Genomic DNA, 15,324 nt, shown 5'->3' with positions numbered 1-15,324 from the left:
AGGGGCGACATGCGAAGAACTTCCGCTCTGATCGCAGTACTGGCTGTCGTAGCCAGCGCACTGGCTGCAGGACAGGCAGCCACCGCAGTACCGAAGGGCCGGGGAGGTGACGGCCTCGAGGTGTACGTCGGCCACCTGAGCACGCAGCAGCTGCAGAAGGTCGTCGACATCGGGGTCGACCGCTCCGACATCGCCACCGACCAGGCCGGCCAGGTCGAGGTGGTCATGTCCGAGCGGCAGGCCGCCAAGCTCCGCACGGACGGTGTCGACCTGAAGGTGAAGCAGGTCAAGGGCCACGCAGCCTCCGACGAGGCCGCCAGGCTCGCCGCGGCCGGCCCGACCGTCTTCCGCCAGTACAGCGGACCCGGCGGCCTCTACGAAGAGTTGACCCAGACCGCTGCTGCCCACCCGCTGCTGGCCAAGCTGGTCACCATCGGTACGACGGTCCAGGGCAAGCCGATCGTCGCCGTCAAGGTGAGCCTGGGCGCCCGGCTGCTGCCCGACGGCAGCAAGCCCTCGGTGCTGTACTCCGGCGCCCAGCACGCCCGCGAGTGGATCACCCCGGAGATGGTGCGCCGGCTGATGCACTACTACCTCGACGGCTACGGCCACAACGCCGACGTCACCAAGGTGGTCAACACCACAGAACTGTGGTTCCTGCCGGTGGCCAACCCCGACGGCTACGACTACACGTTCACCGGCGACCGCCTGTGGCGCAAGAACCTCCACGACAACAACAACGACGGCGTCATCGCGCCAGGCGACGGCGTCGACCTGAACCGCAACCTGCCGACCAAGTGGGGCTACGACAACGAAGGCTCGTCGCCCGACCCGAGCAGCGACACGTACCGCGGTCCGTCCCCCGCCTCCGAGCCGGAGACGAAGGCCCTCGACCAGCTGTTCCGCCGGGCGCACTTCACCGAGCTGGTCAACTACCACTCCGCGGCCCAGTTGCTGCTGTACGGCGTCGGCTGGCAGGTGAGCACGCCCTCGCCGGACGACGTGATCTCGGAAGCGATGGCGGGTGACGACGCGAACCCCGCAGTACCCGGCTACGACCCGGACGTCTCCGCCGAGCTCTACACCACCAACGGTGAGACCGACGACCACGCGGCGAACGCGTACGGCACGATGGCGTTCACGCCGGAGATGTCGACCTGCCAGACCGCGTCCGCGGTCGACCCCAACGACCAGTGGCGGCCGGAGGACTGCGTCAGCGTCTTCAGCTTCCCGGACGACGAAGGCCTGATCCAGGCCGAGTTCGCCAAGAACATCGCGTTCGCGGTGTCGGTCGCGAAGTCCGCCCAGGACCCCGACGACCCGGTCTCGGTGGTGGGACGGAAGGCCGCCGACCTGGTCGCGGATCCGTTCACCGTCTCGTACGGCACCACCCAGCCGGTCGCGGTGATCGCCAAGCGGGCGTTGCGGAACCTCCGCATCAACTACCGGATCAACGGCGGCGACCCGATCTCCGACAAGACGTCGGAGTGGAAGGGCGGCGAGCGGTACGGCAACACCAACAACCGCTACTACGCCGAGTTCCGCGGCACGGTCCGCCGTACCAAGCCGGGTGACTCGGTCGAGGTGTGGTTCAGCGGCAACAAGGCGGGGACGGGCGCCGTTGCCAGCCAGCACTTCACCTACAAGGTTGCGACCGACATCGGCGGCCAGGTGCTGATCCTCGCGGCTGAGGACGTCACCGGTGCCAGCCCGACCCAAGGCGTCACGACCGCAAAGTACGCCGCCAACTACGCGGCCTCACTGACTGCGGCCGGCGTCACCTCGGACGTGTACGACGTGGACGCGAACAACCGGACCGCACCGCACCCGCTGGGCGTGCTGTCGCACTACAAGGCCGTGGTTTGGGAGACCGGCGACGACATCATCACCCGTAAGGTCGGCCAGCCGGGCGGCACGGCGGCCGAGCTGGCCCTCGACCTCGAGGTGTCGGTCCGCGACTACCTCAACGAGGGCGGCAAGCTGCTCTACACCGGCAAGTACGCCGGCTACGCGAGCAACGCGGACGGGGCGTACTACTACAACCCGTTCCAGGAGACGCAGGGCGAGTGCACGGCACGGACGTACCCGTGCCTGCCGTTGCTCAACGACTTCGAGCAGTACTGGCTCGGCGCCTACACGCTCGTCGACAACAGCGGCACCGGCAGCGACGGCAACCCGGTCCCGATCAGCGGCAAGGCCGGCGCCTTCAACGGGTTCACCGGGACGCTCAACGGCGGCGACTCGGCCAACAACCAGAATCACACCAATGCCTACGTGCTCACCTCGAGTGTGTTGCCGAAGGCCCAGTTCCCGCAGTTCGCCAGCTCGGCTCCGCTGAAGTGGGACCGACCCGGCGGTGCGCCGTTCGAGCCGTTCAGCGGTTCGCAGTACGTCTACAGCCGGCAGGCCGACATGAGCTACAAGCGGCTGACCCGGACGGTAGACCTGAGCGGAGTCACCAGCGGTTCGATGTCGTTCAAGTTCTCCTACGACACCGAGGCGGGCTGGGACCACGTGATGGTCGAGGCGCACACGGTCGGCCAGAACGACTGGACGACGCTGCCGGACATGAACGGCCACACGACGCAGGACACCGGCGAGAGCTGTCCGGCCGGCTGGGTGCAGCTGCATCCGTTCCTGGCGCACTACCAGGGCGCTGACTGCTCGCCGACCGGCACCACGGGCGCGTGGAACGCATCGTCCGGGCCGAGCGGTGGCTGGCAGGACTGGAAGATCGACCTGACGCCGTACGCCGGCCAGCAGGTCGAGCTGTCGATCACGTATGTCAGCGACTGGTCGACCCAGGGCCTTGGGGCCTTCGTCGACGACGTCTCGATCACCAAGGGTGGGGCCACCGAGCAGACCTCGTTCGAGACCGACCTCGGGGGCTGGACGGTGCCCGGTCCACCGGCCGGTTCACCCGCCAACCCGACCGACTGGATCCGCACCACCACCGCCTTCGACGAGGGCGCCGGGGTGGCGACACCCGACTCGGTGTACCTCGGCTTCGGCGCCGAGGGCCTGACCACGCAGGCGATGCGCACGGACCTGGTCCGCCGGTCCCTGCTGCATCTGTTCAGCACGCCGTAACCGAACCGCCGGCCACCCTGGTCCTCGCGGCCAGGGTGGCCGACGCTTGCAGTTGGCCTGGCACTAACCGAACGCCGCCGGTCGGCAACCTGAAGGACACTTCAAATCTGTGCACCCGTCGACAGGGCCTCGACGCGGTGTCACGAGAGCGTCGCCCAGGGTTCATGCGCGCTGGGGAACCTCCGAAGTGTGCGAATCGTGATGGTGGCCGAGACCTTCCTGCCGCAGATCAACGGCGTGGCGAACACGGCTCGGCACTGCGCCGACCGGCTCCGGGCGCGCGGGCACGACCTGCTGATCATCGCTCCCGGACCAGGCCCTGACTCGTACGGCGACGTCCCGGTCCTGCGGGCCCGGAGCTTCCGGACGCCGGGCTACAAGGAGTACCCGGTCGGCCTGCCGGACCCCTCGATCGAGCGGGCGATGGCCGACTTCAAGCCCGACCTCGTGCACCTCGCCTCGCCGTTCATCATCGGCGCGTACGGGCTGCGCGCGGCCCGCAAGCTCGGCGTACCGACGGTCGCGATCTTCCAGACCGACATCGCCGGCTTCGCCCGTCAGTACCCCTGGTACGCCCCGGCGGACCGTGGCATCTGGCGCTGGGTACGGCGGACCCACTCGCGCGCCGACCGGACGCTCGCGCCGTCGACCGCATCGGTCGACGCGCTGGTGCAACGCGGCGTACCCCGGGTGTTCAAGTGGGGCCGCGGTGTGAACCTGGACCTGTTCGACCCGAAGTACCGCGACGAGGAGTGGCGCCGGCAGATCTCACCGGACGGCCGCCCGATCGTCGGGTACGTCGGTCGGCTCGCCGCCGAGAAGAAGGTCCGCCGGCTGGCCGAACTGACCGACCTGAACTGCCGGATCGTGATCGTCGGCGACGGGCCGGACCGTGCCGCGCTGGAGAACGCGTTGCCGACAGCAACCTTCCTGGGGATGCGCCGGGGCACCGACCTGGCCGCGATCTTCGCCGGGCTGGACGTGTTCGTGCACACCGGCGAGCACGAGACGTTCTGCCAGACCATCCAGGAGGCGCAGGCGTCCGGCGTGGCCACCGTCGGACCCGCGGCCGGCGGCCCACTGGACCTGATCCACCCGGGCGAGAACGGCCTGCTGTTCGAGCCCGGCAAGCCCGGGTCACTGCGCTCGGCCGTGAAGATCCTGCTCGACCACCCAGAGGCACGCGGCCGGATGGCGGCCAGCGGCCTGGAGCGGGTCCAGTCCCGGACCTGGCCGGCGGTGGTCGACGACCTGGTCGACCGGCACTACGCCGAAGTACTCCGGGACGCCGCTGCACTGCGGCGGGTCGCATGAGTGCCCTTCGCATCGCCCAACTGGCCAACTTCGTCGGGCCGACGTCGGGCGGGATGCGGACCGCGATCGAACACATCGGCCGCGGGTACGTCGAGGCCGGTGCCGAGCGGATCGTGATCACCCCGGGCGACAAGGACGCGGTGGTCGAGACCGAGTTCGGGACGATGGTCCGGGTCAAGGGCGTGAAGGTGACCGGCGGGTACCGGCTGATCACCACGCCGTGGAACGTGATCGACGTGCTGAAGAAGTTCCGGCCGACCACGGTCGAGATCTCGGACAAGTCGACGCTGCTCCCGGTCGCCCGCTGGGCCCGGAAGAACGACATCGGCACGGTCCTGTTCAGCCATGAGCGGCTCGACGCGATGCTGGCGCTGGGTCAGGCGCGTCCCGGTCAGCTCGGCGGCAACGACGTACTGCGTCCTGGTCGCATGCTCGGTGCGGTCACGCCGCGCGGGGACAGCAGCCTTCGCCCGGTGTGGTGGGGCGCGGACGGGGTCAAGTACAGCCAGCTCGGCGTGGTGGCCACCGTGGCCGCGCTCTACAAGCTGCTCAGCCGGACGTACGACGCAGTCGTGGTGACGTCTCGCTATGCGGCGGCCGAGTTCGACGAGGTGACCACACCGCTGGTCCGGATCCCGCTCGGCGTCGACCTGGAGACATTCCACCCGGCGCTCGGCGCGCCGGCGGACGACGGCGTACTCAAGCTGGTGCACGCCGGCCGGCTGTCCCGGGAGAAGAGCCCGGGCCTCGCCATCGCCATCGCGGCCGAGCTGCACCGCCGCGGGGTCAACGTGCGACTGGACGTCTACGGCACCGGTCCGCACCTGGAGGAGATGGTCGAGATCGCCGGCGACGCCCCGGTCACCTTCCACGGGTACGTCGACGGCCGCCAGACCCTCGCCAAGCGCCTGGCCGAGGCGGACGTCGCGCTCTCCGTCTGCCCCGGCGAAACCTTCGGCCTGGCTGTCCTGGAGGCCCTCGCCGCCGGCACCCCGGTCGTCACCGCGAACACCGGCGGCGCCCGCGAACTGGTCGACGAGACCTGCGGCCGCTGGGGCGCGGCAAACCCGTCCGACCTGGCCGACGCCGTCCTGGCGCTCGCCCAGCTCCCCAACCGTCGGACGGCTGCCCGCCACCGAGCAGAGCGCTACGACTGGGACACCTGCATCCGCCACATGCTTGCCCTGCACACCCGGCTGGCCCAAACCCGCCTGGCAGCCTGACTGCACCAAGCTGCAATGAACTTGCGGTCCGGACCTCTGTCGCGGTAAATCTATGCCTTTCGCCGGTGTCGCTCGGGGTGCGCCGGATTCCCCTGCCCTGGAGATTCGATGCGCCGCGCCCGCAAACCCGCCCTACTCCGCGCTGCCCTGGCCACGGCCCTGGCCGCAATCACCATCCCGCTCGTCGCCCACGCCGCCTTCGGCGACGACAACCGCGAAGTTCTCAAGCCCACAGTCGCGGCCACGGCCGCGGAGACGCCTGCAGTCGGCGCGATCGACGTACTCGCGCTCGACGCCAACCGCGGCGGTGGCACGACGTGGCTGCATGACGAGACGGCCGGTCCGGTCACGGCCTCGGCCGCCGCGGACGGATCCCGCACACTGTCGGCCGGGACGCTGAAGCTCCGGATCCCGGCGTTCTTCGAGGGACCGGGGTACTACGACCTCTCGTCGCTGACCGCGGTCACGCTGACCCAAGGTGCGCGCAGCTGTGACTCGGCGGCCACGTTCCGGGTCTCCGCGGTGTCCTACACGGCCGACGGCGCGCTCGAGACCCTCGCCGCGTCGCTCGCAGCCGGCACCTGCTCCGGCTCCGCGCCGGTTGCGTGGTTCGAGATCCGCTACCACAGCGCGGTCGACTACCAGGCGCTGTCCGTGACTCCCGACGTGCTCGACGCCGGCCGGGTGCCGCTCGGGACCTCCAAGGCGCTGACCCTCACGCTGAAGAACACCGGCACCGAGCAGATCCAGTTCGGCATGATGACGTTCAGCAGCAACACCAGCCCCTGGCAGTTGAGCCGCGACTGCGACCAGTACCTGGCCGCCGGTGCGTCGTGCCAACTGACGCTGACGTTCACGCCGGTCCGGGCCGGCGATTTCGCGGCCCGGCTGACGATCAACGACTCCACCGCGCTGTCCTCGCACCAGGTGCTGATGTCCGGGACCGGAACCTCGCTCCCGGAGGAACCCGGCAGTCCGGGCACTCTGCGCACCTACCGCGGGGTCAAGCTCTTGTGGCCGTCCTGGAAGACGGCCGGCGGCACTCCCGTCCGCGGGTACTTCGTCCACCGGTACGTCGGCGGCGCGGAGACCACCAAGTGGGTCGCCGAAGACGGGAACCACAGCACGATCACCTGGGAAGAGCTCGAGCCGGTCGCGGGAACGCAGTACGCGCTGTCGGTCGTCAGCGAGCTCGGCGAAGGACCGACCGGCCCTCGCACCACCCTGCCGCGGCCGACCGATCAGATTGTCGTCACCGACGCCCTGTCCATGGAGCTGATGGCGGCCAGCCGCAGCGGGTACGTCGTGCTGCAGGACCTGGACGGCTCGGTGATCCCGAAGGGGGCCGTTGCGGCCGCGCCGGACGGGCGGACGCTCGCCTACGCGTCGACGGGGTACGAGAAGTCCCTGTGGACGCAACGCGTCGAGCCGACCGGGGTCGCCGAAGCAGTCAAGCTGTGGACCTCGCCGGTACCGATGACGCACCTGTCCTGGTCGCCGGACGGCACCCGGATCGCCTTTCAGGCAGCCGAGAACGGGACACCGTGCGTGTACGTGATCGCGGCAAGCGGCGGTACGCCGGAGAAGATCGCCTGCGACCTCGCCGCCCCGAGCTGGATGCCTGACGGCCGGACCCTCGTCGTGGTCGACAAGCGGTTCGACGGCGACGACCGGTTCGCCCGCGTCCAGGCAGCGCCGGGTGGTGACAGGGTGGCGACATCGCCGGCCCCGACGGCCGCAGCCGACGGCATGCCGGCGCGGGTTTCACCGGACGGCAGCCAGGTCGCGTTCGGCGCCGGGGACACCGTGAAGTTCGTCAGCCTCGGCAGCGACCAGGTCAAGTCGAGCCGGCCGTTCGACACCACGATTCACTCGCTCAGCTGGGACCCGGACAGCGGCATCCTGTTCGTCACCACGAATTCCGGTCGTCTCTTCCGCCTGGACAGCGGTGCCCTGTCGGTCGCTCCGCTGGCGCTGCCGACCGATCTGCTCCGCGGCGGCGACGTGGATCTCGCCTTCCAGCGTCTCGGCGTGGTCATCGCGCCGACGCCGGCCGTTGTCGGCACCACCGCCTCGATCGCGTTCGACGGATCGGCGCTGGCCGCGGGGACGAAGTACAGCTGCTCGTCCGCCTACACGCCGGCGGTCGCGTGCACGTCGCCGTACCAGATCCCCAGGTTGTCCAATGGCGAGAACCTGGTGACCATCACCGCCACCGAGCCTGACGGGCGGGTGACGAAGGCCTATCGAACGATCACCGCGGACGCGTATGGCCCGGTGGCCCGGGTGACCGGGCCGGGGTACCAGTCGTCGGTCGCGGCGACGGCGCAACTCACGGTCGCGGCGACGGATCCGAGTGGCGTGGCGTCGTACGACGTCCGCTATCGACGGGCCTCGTTCGCCGCGCCGTACAGCTCCTACATCCAGCCGTGGAGCGGGACGACCGCCACCTCGATGAGCCTCGCGGTCGCGGCGGGGTACGAGTACTGCGTGTCGGTCCGGGCGACCGACAAGTTCGGGAACGTCGGCGGCTGGAGCGCGGAGCGGTGCTTCTCGCGGCCGCTCGACGACCGGTCGCTGACGATGGCGACGACCGGGTGGGCCCGGGGCGCGTCGACGAAGTTCTACTTCGGTACCGACACGCAGACCACGGCGTCCGGGGCGGCGCTGACCCGGACGGTGCAGGGCAAGCGGTTCTTCCTGATCGCGACCCGGTGCCCGACCTGTGGGGCGGTCGCGGTGTACGCCGGGAACCGGCTGCTGACCACGGTGAACCTGGCCTACCCCACGACGCACTACCAGGTCGTGCTCGGGCTGCCGGTGCAGAGCACGTTGTTCAACGGGACGCTGACCGTCCGGACGGTCGGCGCCGGGAAGCTCGTCCAGATCGACGGGCTGGCGGTCGGCCGGACCTGAGTACGACGCCGGACGCTCTCCCGGTGAGAGCGTCCGGCTCGTCAGGTCAGCTCAGGTGAGGTGGTCGTAGTCGCCGCGGACCCAGGCGGCATGGCGGTCGGCGGACCGGCGGACGACGGCTTTGGCGTCGACCGGGATGGACGAGCCGAAGTTGTTGTAGAGGCGGTCGTAGTCGTACGGGTCGAGGGACTTGGCCACCCGGTCGACGACGGCGCCCGAGAGTGGGATGCGGTTCGGGTAGCTGCGCATGAAGCTGACCGAGGTGCGGTCGGGGTTGGCGAAGATCGTGTCGCCGGAGAGGACCACACCCTTGCCGTCGGCACCGTTTGCCCAGTGGACCACCGCGCTGCCGGGGAAGTGACCGCCCGGCTGGATGAGCGTCACGCCCGGTAGCGGGTTGAGCTTGCCCGTCCAGGTCTGGATCACCTCGTCCTGGCGGGCGACCCACTCCGCGTCCGCCTCGGAGACGTAGACGGGCGCGTTGCCCAGCCGATGGCTCCACTCGACCTGTACGCCGTACATGTGCGGGTGGCTGGCAACGATCGCAACCACGTCGCCCAGCGCGCGCACCCGCCGTACGGCGGCGTGGTCGAGGTACCCGATCGGGTCCCAGAGCAGGTTGCCCTCGGCGGTCACCACCAGCATCGACTGCTGCCCGATCCCGACCGGCGGCTTCGAGCGTACGCCGTACAGGTTCGGCTCGACCTCCTCGATCGTCACCTCGGTGCCGGCCGCCGCCAGCTCCTCGAGCGTGGTCCACTCCTGCCCCTCAGCAGGCACCCACTGCCGCTCGTCGGCACAGATCGCACACACCTCGACCTGCTCCGAGTGCTCGACCGCACAGGTCGCACAAATCCAGAAACTCACCGTAACTCTCCCCTCGGATGGTCCCGCCAGCCTTCTCGTTCAACCTCGGTTGAAGTCAAGAGCACCGGCGGTTCCCCGTCGAGGGCCACTTCGGGGGCGCGGCACTGGGCCACGCCCCGACGCGAAACTCAGTCGACGCGGTGCATGTAGAAATAGCCCGGATTTCCCTGCCAGCCCCAGAAGCAGTCCGGACCAACCGGGCGGCTGTCGAAGCTCCGGTTCATCTCGCAGGTGGGTTGGTTGCCGTAGGGCCCGACGGCCTGCCACAGCTCAGCGTGAGCCGGCGTCGCCGTCAGCAGTCCGGACACGGCGATGCCGCCGATGGCGGTGACGGCCGCAAAGGTCTTCCGCACGATTCTCTCCATCCTGATTCAATCGTTTGACCGGACTAGAACAGTAACCCGTGGACGGGTCTGCCAAACGGGGCGGGCCGACGCGACCGATGTCACACCCTCGCGATCGATGTCACATCCGGCGTGACATTTCACCGCCGGCCGCGGGTCTAGCATCGAAGCGACCTGAGTGGACCCGTTCGAGGAGGATCTGGTGCCCAGCAAACCAGCCGGCACGCTCTACCGCGGCCGGGAGGGCATGTGGTCGTGGGTCGCGCACCGGATCACCGGTGTCGGCATCTTCTTCTTCCTGCTGGTGCACGTGCTGGACACCGCGCTCGTCCGGGTCTCGCCCGAGGCCTACAACGAGGTGATCGGCACCTACAAGAACCCGATCGTGGGGCTCCTGGAGGTCGGCCTGGTGGCCGCGATCCTGTTCCACGCGTTCAACGGCATCCGGCTGATCCTGGTGGACTTCTGGGCCAAGGGGCCGCGCTACCAGCGGCAGCTGATGATCGGCGTCGGGGTGATCTGGGTGGTCCTGTTCGTACCGTTCGTCATCCGCCATCTGACCCACGTGTTCGGAGGCTGAGATGAGCGAGATCTCTGCCCCGCGGTCCAGCTCCCGCGCCCGGAACCTCAAGGGCGGCGGACGGAACCGCTCCGGCCAGACCAACTTCGAGCTCTACAGCTGGCTGTTCATGCGGCTGTCCGGGCTCGCCCTGGTGATCCTGGTGCTCGGCCACCTGTTCGTGAACCTGATGCTCGGCGGCGGGATCACCGCGCTCGACTTCGGCTTCGTGGCCGGCAAGTGGGCCAACCCGCTCTGGCAGGTCTGGGACCTGCTGATGCTGTGGCTGGCGATGCTGCACGGCTCCAACGGCCTGCGCACGATCATCAACGACTACGCCGAGAAGGACCAGACCAGGTTCTGGCTGAAGGCCCTGCTGATCACGGCCGCGCTGGTGGTCGTCGTCCTCGGCACCCTGGTGATCTTCACCTTCGACCCCTGCCTCGACCCGAACAGCACGCTTTCGGTCTGTCAGTAAGGAAGTTATGCAGCAGCATCAGTACGACGTCATCATCGTCGGCGCGGGTGGTGCGGGGATGCGCGCCGCCCTGGAGTCGAGCAAGCGCACCCGCACCGCCGTACTCACGAAGCTGTACCCGACCCGGTCGCACACCGGCGCGGCGCAGGGCGGCATGTGTGCCGCGCTCGCCAACGTCGAGGAGGACAACTGGGAGTGGCACACCTTCGACACGGTCAAGGGTGGTGACTTCCTGGTCGACCAGGACGCGGCCGAGGTGATGTGCCGCGAGGCCGTCGACGCGGTACTAGACCTGGAGAAGATGGGTCTCCCGTTCAACCGGACCGCCGAGGGCAAGATCGACCAGCGGTACTTCGGCGGCCACACCCGCAACCACGGCGAGGCCGTCGTCCGCCGCTCCTGCTTCGCGGCCGACCGGACCGGCCACATGATCCTGCAGACGCTCTACCAGCAGTGCATCAAGCAGAACGTCGAGTTCTTCAACGAGTACTACGTCCTCGACCTGCTGATGACGGACGGCAAGGCGAGCGGCGTGGTCGCGTACGAGCTGGCCACCGGCGAGCTGCACATCTTCTCGGCCAAGTCCGTCATCTTCGCCTCCGGCGGCTTCGGCAAGGTCTTCCGGACCACGTCCAACGCCCACACCCTCACCGGTGACGGCATGGGCATCGTCTGGCGCAAGGGCCTGCCGCTCGAGGACATGGAGTTCTTCCAGTTCCACCCGACCGGCCTGGCCGGGCTCGGCGTACTGCTTTCGGAGGCGGCCCGCGGTGAGGGCGGCATCCTGCGGAACAAGGACAACGAGCGGTTCATGGAGCGCTACGCGCCGACCGTGAAGGACCTGGCGCCGCGGGACATGGTCGCCCGCGCGATGGCCAACGAGGTCCGCGAGGGCCGCGGCTGCGGTCCGGACGGCGCGTACGTGATGCTCGACCTGACCCACCTGGAGCCCGCGCACATCGACGCGAAGCTGCCGGACATCACCGAGTTCGCTCGCACCTACCTGGGCGTGGAGCCGTACACCGAGCAGATCCCGGTCTTCCCGACCGCGCACTACGCGATGGGCGGCATCCCGACCAACATCAAAGGCGAGGCGCTGGCCAACAACGACGACGTGATCCCCGGCCTGTACGCCGCGGGCGAGGTCGCTTGCGTGTCCGTGCACGGCGCCAACCGGCTCGGGACCAACTCGCTGCTCGACATCAACGTTTTCGGCCGGCGGGCCGGGATCGCCGCCGCGGAGTACGCCGCCACCGCGGACTTCGAGGAGCTCCCGCCCGAGCCCGCGGAGTACGTCGTCGAGCTGGTCGAGGGACTCCGGACGCCACCGGGCGAGGAGCGGATCGCGGCGATCCGGTCCGATCTGCAGGCCACCATGGACCTGAACGCGCAGGTGTACCGGACCGAGGGCTCGCTCAAGCAGGCGCTGGTCGACGTCGAGCAGCTCAAGCAGCGGTTCAAGAACGTCGGTGTCCAGGACAAGGGCAAGCGGTTCAACACCGACCTGCTCGAGGCCGTGGAGCTCGGCTTCCTGCTCGACCTGGCCGAGGTGCTGGTGGTCTCGGCGCTGGCCCGCAAGGAGTCCCGCGGCGGGCACTTCCGCGAGGACTACGACAAGCGCGACGACGTGAACTTCATGCGCCACACGATGGCGTACCGCGAGCTCGATGCCGACGGCAACGAGAACATCCGGCTCGACTACAAGCCGGTCGTGCAGACCCGCTACAAGCCGATGGAGCGCAAGTACTGATGGACGTGAAGGTCAAGATCCTCCGGTACAACCCCGAGGTCGTCGACGAGGCGGAGTGGAAGACGTACTCCGTCACGCTGCAGCCGACCGACCGGGTACTGGACGCGCTGCACAAGATCAAGTGGGAGCAGGACGGCACGCTGACCTTCCGGCGGTCCTGCGCGCACGGGGTCTGCGGCTCGGACGCGATGCGCATCAACGGCCGCAACCGGCTGGCGTGCAAGACGCTGATCAAGGACCTGAACCCGGAGAAGGAGATCACCGTCGAGCCGATCAAGGGCCTCGCGGTGCTCAAGGACCTGGTCGTCGACATGGACCCGTTCTTCGAGGCGTACCGCTCGGTGATGCCGTTCCTGGTCACCAGCGGGCACGAGCCGAGCCGGGAGCGGATCCAGTCCCAGGCCGACCGAGACCGGTTCGACGACACCACCAAGTGCATCCTCTGCGCGGCCTGCACGACGTCCTGCCCGGTGTTCTGGTCCGACGGCCAGTACTTCGGCCCGCAGGCGATCGTCGGCGCGCACCGGTTCATCTTCGACAGCCGCGACGAGGGCACCGAGCAGCGGCTGGAGATCCTCAACGACAAGGAAGGCGTCTGGCGCTGCCGGACCACCTTCAACTGCACCGACGCCTGCCCGCGCGGCATCGAGGTCACCAAGGCGATCCAGGAAGTGAAGCGCGCACTCATCTTCCGCCGGGTCTGATCCCGGCATGATCTAAAATCTGACCGTCGAGCCCAGCCTCCGCCCGCGCCAGGGCGGAGGCTTCTGCTCGCTTCGAGGGGGTGACTGTGCAGCGCCTGCGGGTTTTCGTCGACCGCTACTACCCGCGGGTGGTGGAGCGGCTCGAGCGGCTCGGCGTACCGCGGAGCGCGCCGCCGCTGCTCCTGCTCGGGATCTTGGCGGCGACCACGTCCGTCGTGCTCGCCGTGGTGCTGCTGGTCACCGGCGGGACGGTGCCGGGCCAGTCGCCGGACGTCGTCGCTCCGGTGGCCGCCGGGCGGGACGGGATCGGCGTACTGCACGCCGACCGGGCGCAGGTGCAGTCGTTCTCGATGGTCTCCAAGGACCGCTGGGCGGCCGGCTGGTCCGACTGCATGACCGGTCCGACCTGCCGGTACGCCGCCGTGGTCGACCTGGACGGCGACAAGGCGGTCGCGCCCGAGTGGCCGGTGCCGTACGCGACGCTGCAGGCCGGGCACGAGGCGATCGCGATCGCTCCCCCGCGGGAGGGCACGCTGAACGGCGACTCGACGATGATGTTCCGGCTGACATACGACGGCCCGGTGCTGACCCGGATGCGGTACCTGCTGCCGACCTCGACGTACAGCCCCGGCGAGATCCTCACCGACCGGATCGTGCCGGGCCGGATCGTGATCGTGAACCCGGCGGAGTCGTCCGTCCGGATGCTCGAGACCCGCGGCACCCGGTCGCCGGTCTGCGACAGCACCGGCCGGTGCTGGCTGCTCGGCGGGATCGGCCGGACGATCATGTACTGGTCCGACGACCGCGGTAAGTCCTGGGCCTCGACGCCGCTGGACGAGCACAACCAGCTCGGCCACCTCACGGTGAGCCCGGACGGACGGACCCTGATCACCACCTCGGTCACCGTCGGCGACCTAGGCCAGAGCGTGGGGTCGATGCGGATGTCGACCGACCGCGGCACGCACTGGACGACCGTGCAGGGCACGCCGCCGGGGTTGAACACGCCGCCGCTCGCCTTCAACGACGGCACGGGTCTCATGCTCGGCGGTCGGCCGGGTGACAACCGCCCACGGCTGTACCGGATCAAGGCCGGGGTCGCCACGCTCGACCCGGGTCTGCCGGGTGACCTCGCCAGCCTCTCCGGCGACGCGTCCCTGCTGTACGGCTTCGAAGTACCGAAGCGCCGGACCACGCAGGTCGCGTTCTCAACCGACCAGGGCACGACCTGGACCCACTTCGCCCCACGCTAGGGGTGCATGGTGGCGCCCTTCAGGACCTTGTCCACGGCGTTCTTCGGGCCGTAGACGGCGATGCCGACGAGATCCAGGTCCGCTGTCGCTACCGCCTTCACCGCCGCGCGGTTGTCCTGGTCGTTGCCGGTGGCAAACAGGTCCTGGGTGAAGACGCTGTGCTCGATCCCGCGCCGGAGGGCCCGCTCGTGCGCCGTACTCATGAACTCCTTGCTGCCCTCGAACACCAGCACCGGCTGCCGGAACATCGGCAGGTACCGCGTCCCGTCCGCGTCCTCGTACGGCTCCCCCACCACCTCCGGGTGGGTGCCGGCGATCCCGCTGGTGAGAAAAGCAGTCACATTCAACCGCTGCCAGACAGCCAGGTCGTCCCGCAACAGCACCGCGATCTTGGTCTCGAATCTCTCCACCCCACAATCGTCACCGGAGGCAGCAGTCCCGGTCTTGTACGTTCTTCACCACCTTCAGCAGTACTTCACCGGGACGGTGGCCACGGACGGGTCCCACGCCTTCATCTCGTCGCAGGCCGTGTCGTCGCCGGTGAGGACCGCGAGGGGTACGCCGTCCTCATGCCCATCGGCTTGGGTCGGCCCTTGATCAGGTGGACCCGTGGGTCGAGCAGGTCCGGCAGCAGGTTCCGCATCGGGCCGTGGGCGTCGTTGACCAGGACCTCGGTCGCGCCGGCGGCGTACGCGCCCCGGACGGCCGCGTTCACGTCCTCGGTCATCAGCACCCGGCCGCGTTCGTAGTCCCGGCCCGCGGGCTGCACGTCCTCCGCGTCGACCAGCCCGCTGATGCCTTCCATGTCCGCGCTCACGTAGACCTTCAC

Annotated in this window: 13 protein-coding genes; 9 read left to right on the top strand and 4 right to left on the bottom strand. The window is 69.1% G+C overall.

What is annotated here, in order from left to right:
- The first annotated feature begins 9 nt into the window (after positions 1-9).
- The 4 genes from AB0E69_RS29755 (at position 10) to AB0E69_RS29740 (ending at position 8,543) form a co-directional block, all read left to right on the top strand.
- Positions 10-3,090, top strand: coding sequence for a M14 family zinc carboxypeptidase (locus AB0E69_RS29755; protein WP_360153344.1), 3,081 nt, complete (start codon positions 10-12; stop codon positions 3,088-3,090).
- 189 nt (positions 3,091-3,279) lie between these two features.
- Positions 3,280-4,404, top strand: a complete 1,125-nt coding sequence (locus AB0E69_RS29750; RefSeq protein WP_360153341.1) for a glycosyltransferase family 1 protein — start codon at positions 3,280-3,282, stop codon at positions 4,402-4,404.
- Positions 4,401-5,627 carry a glycosyltransferase gene (locus AB0E69_RS29745; protein ID WP_360153338.1) on the top strand — a complete coding sequence of 409 codons (1,227 nt, stop codon included), beginning with the start codon at positions 4,401-4,403 and terminating at the stop codon, positions 5,625-5,627. Before AB0E69_RS29750 ends, AB0E69_RS29745 begins: the two co-directional genes overlap by 4 nt.
- Positions 5,628-5,735: 108 nt before the next feature.
- Positions 5,736-8,543 (top strand): choice-of-anchor D domain-containing protein, encoded by a 2,808-nt coding sequence (locus AB0E69_RS29740; RefSeq protein ID WP_360153335.1) that lies wholly within the window; start codon positions 5,736-5,738, stop codon positions 8,541-8,543.
- 51 nt (positions 8,544-8,594) lie between these two features.
- On the opposite strand, the gene AB0E69_RS29735 is transcribed toward AB0E69_RS29740, so the two are convergent.
- Both AB0E69_RS29735 and AB0E69_RS29730 read right to left on the bottom strand, forming a co-directional pair.
- Positions 8,595-9,410 carry an MBL fold metallo-hydrolase gene (locus AB0E69_RS29735; protein ID WP_360153332.1) on the bottom strand — a complete coding sequence of 272 codons (816 nt, stop codon included), beginning with the start codon at positions 9,408-9,410 and terminating at the stop codon, positions 8,595-8,597.
- Between the two features lie 128 nt (positions 9,411-9,538).
- The gene (locus AB0E69_RS29730) at positions 9,539-9,763 is read right to left on the bottom strand and encodes a hypothetical protein (protein WP_360153329.1); all 225 of its coding nucleotides are present in this window, start codon (positions 9,761-9,763) and stop codon (positions 9,539-9,541) included.
- 193 nt (positions 9,764-9,956) lie between these two features.
- Between AB0E69_RS29730 and sdhC the strand changes: the two genes are divergently transcribed.
- From sdhC to AB0E69_RS29705, 5 genes are all read left to right on the top strand, one after another.
- Complete coding sequence (sdhC, locus tag AB0E69_RS29725) at positions 9,957-10,334, top strand: succinate dehydrogenase, cytochrome b556 subunit (RefSeq protein WP_131352855.1); 378 nt, start codon at positions 9,957-9,959, stop codon at positions 10,332-10,334.
- Between the two features lies 1 nt (position 10,335).
- Positions 10,336-10,791 carry a succinate dehydrogenase hydrophobic membrane anchor subunit gene (locus tag AB0E69_RS29720; RefSeq protein ID WP_360153325.1) on the top strand — a complete coding sequence of 152 codons (456 nt, stop codon included), beginning with the start codon at positions 10,336-10,338 and terminating at the stop codon, positions 10,789-10,791.
- Positions 10,792-10,798: 7 nt separating this feature from the next.
- Positions 10,799-12,541, top strand: coding sequence for a succinate dehydrogenase flavoprotein subunit (gene sdhA / locus AB0E69_RS29715; protein WP_360153322.1), 1,743 nt, complete (start codon positions 10,799-10,801; stop codon positions 12,539-12,541).
- The gene (locus AB0E69_RS29710) at positions 12,541-13,245 is read left to right on the top strand and encodes a succinate dehydrogenase iron-sulfur subunit (protein ID WP_360153319.1); all 705 of its coding nucleotides are present in this window, start codon (positions 12,541-12,543) and stop codon (positions 13,243-13,245) included. Before sdhA ends, AB0E69_RS29710 begins: the two co-directional genes overlap by 1 nt.
- An 80-nt stretch (positions 13,246-13,325) precedes the next feature.
- Positions 13,326-14,495 (top strand): sialidase family protein, encoded by a 1,170-nt coding sequence (locus tag AB0E69_RS29705; RefSeq protein ID WP_360153316.1) that lies wholly within the window; start codon positions 13,326-13,328, stop codon positions 14,493-14,495.
- Here the strand turns inward: AB0E69_RS29705 and AB0E69_RS29700 are convergent.
- Positions 14,492-14,905, bottom strand: coding sequence for a DUF2000 domain-containing protein (locus AB0E69_RS29700; protein ID WP_360153313.1), 414 nt, complete (start codon positions 14,903-14,905; stop codon positions 14,492-14,494). The genes AB0E69_RS29705 and AB0E69_RS29700 overlap by 4 nt on opposite strands.
- Positions 14,906-15,006: 101 nt before the next feature.
- Positions 15,007-15,324: a M55 family metallopeptidase gene (locus tag AB0E69_RS29695; protein WP_360153311.1), complete on the bottom strand. Its 318-nt coding sequence runs from the start codon at positions 15,322-15,324 to the stop codon at positions 15,007-15,009.

This window comes from Kribbella sp. NPDC026611 (genome assembly GCF_040638345.1).
In the GTDB taxonomy this organism is placed as follows: Bacteria; Actinomycetota; Actinomycetes; order Propionibacteriales; family Kribbellaceae; genus Kribbella.
Note: the sequence above shows the minus strand (reverse complement) of the source record. Positions and strands in the feature narration are given on the sequence as shown.